Consider the following 9,005-nt stretch of genomic DNA (forward strand, 5'->3'; position numbering starts at 1 on the left):
TAAAACTTTTGAGTTAAAAGATGTAAATATAAAATCAATATTATTTAATTCTGTGATATTATCTAAGTTTTCAGTACTATAGTTTCTTAAATTAGATTTTATAATATCTTTGATTTCATTTTTTTCTTTTTTTAGTAAAACTTTTACAATATTATCAGTTTGATTAAAAAAATTATTTAGTTCTATTTCATGAAAATCTTTAATTGTTCCAGACTGCCAATTTAAAAACAATAAAATAGAACTAAAAGAGAAAATAAAATAAAATAGAGTAAAGAAGTTTATTAATTTATATTTCATTTGTTTGAATACCTAAATGCTTTATCTTTTAATTTTTCAATTTCTTTATAATCCATATTTTTATGTACTAACTTAAAATCACCAGAATATATTAAAGGAACTTTATTGCTATTATTTTGTAAGTCAAGCTTTATTGCTTCTGCCATTGCTACTCCATTATCATCATTCATTCTCATTACTGTAAAATCTAATTCTTTATCTCTTATGGCTTTAAGTTCAGCACTTCCTCCGCCCCAACCATTTACTTTGATTTTATCTAGTAATCCTTTTTCTTTTAAAACTTCAACAACACCAAGTGCTATATCAGTAGAACAAGCATAAATAAATTTTAGATTTTTATGGTTTTCTAATAAATCATAAGTAGCAAGTTTTGCTTTTTCTTTATTAAAATCAGTATAGTACCTATCAACAAGCTTTAAATTTGTATTTTTGTTTAAATATGTAATAAATTTATCACCTCTCATTTGGCTTACATAGCCTTGAGAACCATATAAAACAGCATATTTACCATTTATTCCTATTTCTTTAATATACTGTTTTGCAAGCATTTCTGCTCCAATAATATGATCGAAACCTACATAAAGAAATGGTTGTTTTAAATTTAAGTTTTTCAATGGAGTTGTAATATTTTGAAGTATTAATTTTGGATTTTTTTCATTTAAAATTGCAGAAATAAATTTAAAATGTTTTTTTGCATCAAGAGTAAAAATAAGATAGTTAGAATTATGAGAAAGAGCACTAACTAATCCATTTATTTGTTTATTTATTTCAACACTAGGTTTTGTAAAGAAATCAATTAGTTCATATTTTATTCCAAGTTCATTTAATCTTGCTTCAAAAGATTTCTTACTTCTTCTCCAATAATCAGAGACTTGTTTTCCTGGATATATCATATAAATTTTTATAGGGTTGTTTTTGTTTTTCTCTATAGGAATTGCTTTATTATCGACAATTTTTATAAAGTCATTAGAAGATATTTTCTCTTTTGGATTATTCTTATAATATTCAGAAGCTAGAATATATTCATCAATATTTGAAGAAAAACCACAGACTACTAAACATAATACAAATATCAATTTTCTCATTTTTTCTCCTGAATAATTATATCATAATTATTATTCTCCCCATAATTTTTTTCTAATTCTTAGTACTTTTTTTGCATAAGCTCTTCCTACTCTTGAGTTTTTATATCCTGTATTGTACATACTTAATGCGCATATTATTCTATAATTACATTTTCTTAAATTATATTTATAAATCTTTGCAGCAATATCTATATTTAATTCACGGTCTAATAAATCTTCATTATCTAAATTTAACCTTTTTAAATGAATTTTATTTATTTGACAAATTCCAATATCATAATTTAACAATAAAGGATCGAGAATAAAATCCATATATAAATTTGCTTTAAAAGCAGATGTAAAATAATGAGAACCTTTTTGAATATTAAATATTGATTTATTTACATTTATTACATTAGTTTTATGATTACTTTCATGTTTACATATTGCATATAATGTTTTATAGTTAACATTATATTTTTTACCTTTTTCAATAAAGATTTGATTAATTGTTTTACTAGAACAACCTGATATTAGTATAAGTATAAAAAAAAGCAGTAAATATTTTAATATATTTACTACTTTAGGCCTTTTTTGTTTAATCATTTTTTATTAGTTACTTTTTTATATTGTTTATTGCATTTTGAATATTATTAATTCTTGTTTGTGAACTTGGATGTGTTGAAAAAAACTCATTATTACTCTCTTTTCCTTCACTCATATTTTTCCAAAAATTTAATGCTTCATTTACATTATAACCAGCTTTGTGCATTAAATATATTCCAATTTCATCAGCTTCATTCTCTTGTAATCTTCCATAAGGAAGCATAATTCCAAGTTGAGTTCCAACTCCATATGCTTGATTAAATATATTTTGATATGAAGAACCTTGTGATGCTAAAACTACATTTCCTAAAACTTGAATACCTTGTTGTAGTTTTGCAGAACTCATTCTCTCAGCACCATGTCGTGCAAGTGCATGTGCAATCTCATGAGACATAACTGTTGCTAATTGATCATCATTTTTTGCAGCTTTTAATATCCCTGTATAAACAACAACTTTTCCTCCAGGTAAACAAAATGCATTCATTTGATTATCTTCCACAAGATTAAATTCCCATTTAAAATCAGATCTATTAGCAGCTTGTGCAATTCTAAATCCAATATTTCTGATTCTAAAAGCATCTGTTGTTGATGTTATTACTTTTAGAGAGGATAGTGTTTTTTTATATGATTGTTCACCTAATGCTAATTCTTCTTCTTGAGACATGAAAATCATTTGAGATCTATTTGTATATGGAGTCTTTTGTGTACAACCCACAATTATAAATAAGATAAAAAAAAGAGAAATAATAAAATTATAGTTTTTCATTTTACACCCCTTTAGTTGATATAATTATATGCTATTCTAATTATATCAAAAGATAAAGATTGTATCTATTATAATGTTTTTTTACTATTAATAAATTCTAAAATTAATGAATATAGTTCGTCTGTATTTTTTCCTTTTACAATAACATGGTTTTTTGCTTCAATCATACAAAGTTTTTTATTTTCTGATTGTATCTTTTCATGTATTTCATAAGCAGAACTAGGATTTACTACAGGATCATCTTTTCCTTGGATTATTAAAATAGGATTTTTAATATCTGATAAAATTTTTCTAGTTTTATTCATAAGTAAATTTAATTGCTCCATTGCTTCAACATAAAACTTATCATAATTTATACTAGGGTTTTCTGCTTGATTATGTACAAACTCTTTTGCATAATCATTCTCATTAAATCTTTTTACAATATCATTCCAAAAAGTAAGTGCTGGAAGAAAAGCTTTTACTCTAATATCGTTTAAATGAAGTGCTGCATTTATACAAATAACTCCTTCAAACTCTTTAAAACATTTTCTTGTACTTAATAGTGCAAGTAATCCACCTGTTGAAAATCCTACAATATAGATTTTTTTAAATGAAAGTGATGTAATGGTAATTGCTCTACATACTGACTTATACCAATCTTGCCATGTTGTATCTCTTAAATCTTCAGGAACAGTACCATGACCTGCTAATCTTGGCGCATATACATTTAAATTATTATCATATAAAAAATGTGCTAATTGTTCAACTTCTTTTGGTGCTGAACTAAAACCATGAATTGCAATAATACAAGTGTCATTATCTCTGTTTGTAAAATATTTTGCTTCTCCTATATGTTTTGGTTTTACATCATTTCTATGTCTAATTTTTAAATATGCTTCATCATATTCGTCTTTTTCTGCTTTTTTAAGCATAGTTAATAATTCTAAATCAATATCATCATTAGATTTATTGATAAGTTTATTTATGATAGTTTTAACACCTTCTTGAATTTGGATTTCATTTAATATCACTTTTAATATATTTTTTAATCGAATAGTATGATGTGTATAGTTATCAAGAAGTCTTTTTTTATTAACATAATAGTTTTCATTTTCGACTATTATTATTTCATCTTTTATAGCAAGTTGTAAAACATCCTCAAATTGATCATATTTTTCATAAGAAATTAAATAGATTAAATCTTTATCAATTTTATCATCATAATAAAAATCTTGTTTTTTTATCTGTTTTATTGCTAAGTAAATTAGCCTTTTAAAATGTTTTATATTTATATGTTTCTTTGGATATAAAAATAGTGTTAAAATAAATATATGGTCAAAATTAATTGTTAATGATTCATAAATTTTATTCATAGCATTATGCATTAAATCATATCTTATACTCTCTGTAATTAATTTTTGATTTAGCTCATTTTTATATGGTTTTTCTAAAATATCTTTTGTACTAATTGGTTCAAGTATTTGTATTGTTATTTTTGACCGTAAAATTATATTACTTTCAATTTCAAGCTCTTCTTTAAAAGTATCACCTAATTCATCAATTAATTTTTCAGCCATATTAATTAAAAAATTTCTACCAGTTCTTAATTTTGAATAAGAGATATTAATAGGAACAATCATTGTTTCATTTTTATTAATATCTGTACATTCATTTACAAAATAATTATGTTGAAATTTTTTAAAATCTTTAATTTTATTATTAAAATAGTTTTGTCTTAATATTTGAGATCTCAGTGCAAAAAAAGCGGCACCTGTATAAACTCTTTGACATGTTCCATCCACTTTTACACAAAAATTCTTATCCATTTTAGTAATATCTTTTGATTTTACCATCATTCCTTCAGGAAAAATCATCCAATCTTTACATGAGGTAATCAAATCTCCAATAATATGATTATTTCTATTTGGATTTGATTTTTTCATAGCCCCTAACTTTGTAAGAAAGTTTCCAAAGTATGTTTTAAATAAAGAATCATCGGCAATAACTCCAACCTTTTTACCTGTAAGATTATATAAAGTATAAGGAATAAGCATCGCCTCTGTTCTTGTAAAATGATTTGCTATAAAAATTCTAGGATTATTTTTAGGGATGTTTTCAATCCCTTTTATCTCTATATTCGCATCAAGAATCTTTTCTAACAGACTTAAAACATAACCATTAGTATCAATTAGCAAATCATTTTTTTTCATCGGGAAGCCTTATATTCATCTAGTTTAAATGAATCAACAGCAATAACTTCTTGTTTTAGAGTATGTGCTAATTTCATACTTAAAACAGCATCTTTAGATATAAGTTCTTTTTCTTGTAATTCATTTATCATATTTTCAAAACTATCTTTTTTAATAGTTTTATTTTTAATTGCATCTTTTAAGATTTTGAAGTTTCCTTCATTCTCTTTATTTAATCTAACTGCATCTTGGATTTTTACTAATTTATCATCAGAATCTGATGAGATAAAAATATTTGATGTTAAGTTATCTAACGTTTCTTTATTTCTTAAAGATTTTACAATTTTTGCATTAAGTGAATCTTTTGCTTTAATAGCAAATGGATTTACTTTTACAAGTGGTAGTAAGAATCCTATAAAACCAATATTTGAAATAATTTCTTCTCTTGCTATTTGAATATCATTAAAACAATATTGGCAAATATAATCTACTAAGTTTTTATTCTCTTCACTTGGGTTATTTTCATATTCTCTTATAGTAGCTGTAATTAAATAACAGTTAGAAAGAATATCTCCAAATCTAGCACTAATATTTTCTCTTTTTTTCAATGCAGGACCTAAAATCAATAATGCAAGATTTGTTAAAAATGTAAATTCTGCACTAACCCAAACAAGTTTTTGTTTATATCTTTTTAAGTCGCCTTTTTGACAACTTGCATGTCCTCTTGTAAAATTATATACAATAGTTTTAGCAAAGGCATTTGTAACTAAACCAATATGAGAAAAGAATGCTTTATCAAAACTTTCAATATTATTGTTTTTTAGTGCATTTATTTGTGTATAAATATATGGATGAGATTTAATTAATCCTTGTCCAAACTGCATTAAATTTCTTGTTAAAATATTTGCACCTTCTACCGTAATAGAAATTGGTAAAGCAAAATAAGCATGAGCTAAAAGATTTCCTTTTCCTCTCATAATTGCACTTCCGCCTAATACATCCATTGAATCATTTATTACTTCTCTGAATTTTTCAGTAGCATGATATTTCATAATTGAGTTTACAACTCCTGGTCTTACATCATCATCAATTGCATCTAAAGTATAGTTTCTAGAAGCATTTAATAAATAAGTAAAAGCTGCAACTTTAGCAATTTTTTCTTCAACACCTTCAAAGTGATCAATACTTAGTCCAAATTGTTCTCTTAAACTAGAGTAAGAAGCTAAAACATTTAAAGCAAGTTTACTCCCACCTAAAGATACACTTGGTAAAGATATACCACGACCAATAGATAAAGACTCAACAAGCATTTGCCAACCTTTTCCAATTCCTTTTTCTTCGCCAATAATATCTTCAAGACCAATTACTACATCTTTACCATATATTGGAGAATTTACAAATGGAATTCCTAATGGGTCATGTCTTTTTGAGTTATCAACTCCTTGAAGTTTCGAATCGATTAAACCAAATGTAATACCTAGATTTTCCTCTTTCCCTAGTAATTTGTCAGGATCACTAAGTGTAAAAGCAAGTCCAATAAGTGTTGCTATATTTCCTAATGTGATATATCTTTTCTCAAAGTTTAATCTGATTTTGATTTCACCATTTTCATCTTTAAATAATATACCATTTGATGTAATTGATGTAGCATCACTTCCTGCATTTGGTTCTGTTAAACCAAAACAAGGTACTTGTTTACCTATTGCTAAATCATTTAAGTACTTATCTTTTTGAGCTTGTGTTCCATGTTTTAATATTAACTCAGCAGGTCCAAGTGAATTTGGAACCATAACAGTAATTGCTAAAACTTGTGATCTTGATACTAGTTTTTCAATTACATGAGAGTGAGTTGTTGCACTAAAACCTAATCCTCCATACTCTTTTGGAATTATCATACCAAAGAATTTTTTCTCTTTAATAAACTTCCAAACTTCAGGTGAAAAGTCTCTATTTTGGAAAATTTCCCAATCTGTTGTCATTTCACAAAGCTCATTTACTTCATTATCAATAAATGATTGTTCTTCTTCTGTTAATTCAATAACTTTTTGTTCTTTGATTTCTTTAAAATCAACTTCTGCTTTAAAAAAGTTAGACTCAACCCAATTTGTTCCAGCTTGAAGTGCAGCTTCTTCTGTTGCTGAAATATTTGGTAATAAACCTTTTTCTTGAATAAACTTTACTAATTTACTTGAAACAAATTTAACTCTAAATGGCTGAAATGTAAACACAGCTGCTAGAGCAAAAAATATTATCCAATATAAAGCACCTACATCAAAAAATATAAATGAATACACTCCAATTATCGCAAAATATGAATATAATGGAAATGCAAAAAATCCTAAGATTAAAAGTATTAATAAAAATATTATTGTTTCCATAACTTTTCTCCTGTATTAAAATCTTTATTTTCGCTAGCTAATTTTAAAAGTAAATTACTTGGAGTAAATCTACTTCCATACGCTTTTTCATATGTTTGTAATCTTTTTACAATATGTTCTATACCTAAGTCATTAGCTAATGTACATAATCCGCCTTTATATGGAGGAAATCCAGTACCTGTAATCATTGCAAAATCAATTATATTTGCATCATCAACAATACCTTCTTCAAGACATCTTGATGCTTCATTTATCATAATATAAATACATCTTTCAACAATTTCGTTTTCTGTTATAATTTTATTATTATTGTCTAGCATTGACGTAACATTTTCATTTACTTCTATATCTTTGCCATTGTAAATATAAAAACCTCTATTTGATTTTTTACCTAAAAGTTTTAAATCTTTATATATTTTTGTAAGAATTGGAGCAATTGGCATACGCTCACCATAGGCTTCATTTAAGATTGATGCAACTTTATATCCGATATCAATACCTACTGTATCAGTAAGTGTAAATGGACCCATTGGCATACCAAAATCTTTTATTGTTTTATCTATTTGTTTAATATTTGAACCATCACTTAAAATAAATGCTGCTTCATTTAAATAAGGAAGTAATATTCTATTTACAATAAATCCTGCACAATCTCCAACTAAAATTGGAGTTTTACCACAAGATATTAAAAGTTCAAAAGTTTTATTTATTGTTTCTTTTGAAGTATATGAAGATGGAATTACTTCAACTAAAGGCATCATATTTACAGGATTGAAAAAATGTACCCCAATAAAATTTTCTTTATTTTTTATATCACTTCCTAGTTTTTCAATAGAAATTGATGAAGTATTTGTTGCAATAATTGCATTTTTATCTAATACTTTTTCAAGCTCTTTATAGGCTTCTTTTTTTGCTTCTTCATCTTCAATAATTGCTTCTATTGCAAACTCTGTTTTGTTTAAACCAATAAATTTATCTGTGTATGAAATTTTATTTAGTTTAAAATCAACTTGACTTTTTGTCATTCTTCTAGTTTTAATTAAGAAGTCATAAACCTTTGCTACATCTTTTAAAATATCTTTTACTTGTTCTATTTTTCTAATTTTGATTCTAACTTCTTTTAAGTATTTAGAAAATAGCCAAATAATTCCTTTTCCCATTACTCCATTTCCTAAGATTGTTACATTAGAAATAGGGCTATTTGTTTTCTCATAGTTTTTATTTAATTTTTCAAAAGTAAAAAATAGTTTTATCATATTTTTTGATTCTTTAGTAACTGCTAATTTACTAAACTCTTTTGCTTCTAATAATATTCCTTCTTCAAAAGATTTACCAAAACTTTGTTTTATTACTTCAAGTGCTTTATATGGAGCTTGAAATTCTTTATTTACTTTTTTTTCTAATGTTGATAATGTTTTTGAAAATACAATTTCATTAAAAGGCCATTTTTCTAAAATATTAAATTTTTTTCTACTTTTAACTCTTTTATTAATCGCATTTTGAATAAACTCTTCAAGTTTAAAATCTTTTTGACCATCATCAAAAACTTCATCAACTAAATTTATTCTATAAGCTTTTTTTGCATCAACTGTTTTTCCACTTAAAATTAAATCTAAAGCATTAATTAATCCAACAACTTTTGGAGCTCTTTGTGTACCTGCAAAACCTGGAAAAAATCCTAATTTTACTTCAGGGAAAGCAAGTTTTGTTTTTTCATTTGTAC

Annotated in this window: 7 protein-coding genes; all 7 read right to left on the minus strand. The window is 25.3% G+C overall.

Annotated features, from left to right (window positions below; all coding sequences use genetic code 11):
• On the minus strand, positions 1–297 hold a 297-nt coding region (locus ACERKK_RS08115), incomplete at its 3' end, for a hypothetical protein (protein WP_373772581.1).
• Entirely contained in the window at positions 294–1,382 is a 1,089-nt protein-coding gene (locus ACERKK_RS08120; protein WP_373772582.1) for a substrate-binding domain-containing protein, read from the minus strand. The genes ACERKK_RS08120 and ACERKK_RS08115, both read right to left, overlap by 4 nt.
• 30 nt (positions 1,383–1,412) lie before the next feature.
• The gene (locus tag ACERKK_RS08125) at positions 1,413–1,967 is read right to left on the minus strand and encodes a transglycosylase SLT domain-containing protein (RefSeq protein WP_373772583.1); all 555 of its coding nucleotides are present in this window, start codon (positions 1,965–1,967) and stop codon (positions 1,413–1,415) included.
• Between the two features lie 10 nt (positions 1,968–1,977).
• Positions 1,978–2,733 carry a M48 family metallopeptidase gene (locus ACERKK_RS08130; protein ID WP_373772584.1) on the minus strand — a complete coding sequence of 252 codons (756 nt, stop codon included), beginning with the start codon at positions 2,731–2,733 and terminating at the stop codon, positions 1,978–1,980.
• 68 nt (positions 2,734–2,801) lie between these two features.
• The gene (locus ACERKK_RS08135; protein WP_373772585.1) at positions 2,802–4,925 is read right to left on the minus strand and encodes an alpha/beta fold hydrolase; all 2,124 of its coding nucleotides are present in this window, start codon (positions 4,923–4,925) and stop codon (positions 2,802–2,804) included.
• The gene (locus tag ACERKK_RS08140) at positions 4,922–7,282 is read right to left on the minus strand and encodes an acyl-CoA dehydrogenase (protein ID WP_373772586.1); all 2,361 of its coding nucleotides are present in this window, start codon (positions 7,280–7,282) and stop codon (positions 4,922–4,924) included. Before ACERKK_RS08140 ends, ACERKK_RS08135 begins: the two co-directional genes overlap by 4 nt.
• On the minus strand, positions 7,270–9,005 hold a 1,736-nt coding region (locus ACERKK_RS08145; RefSeq protein ID WP_373772587.1), incomplete at its 5' end, for a 3-hydroxyacyl-CoA dehydrogenase NAD-binding domain-containing protein. The genes ACERKK_RS08140 and ACERKK_RS08145, both read right to left, overlap by 13 nt.

The organism is Poseidonibacter sp., assembly GCF_041821165.1.
Taxonomy (GTDB): domain Bacteria; phylum Campylobacterota; class Campylobacteria; order Campylobacterales; family Arcobacteraceae; genus Poseidonibacter.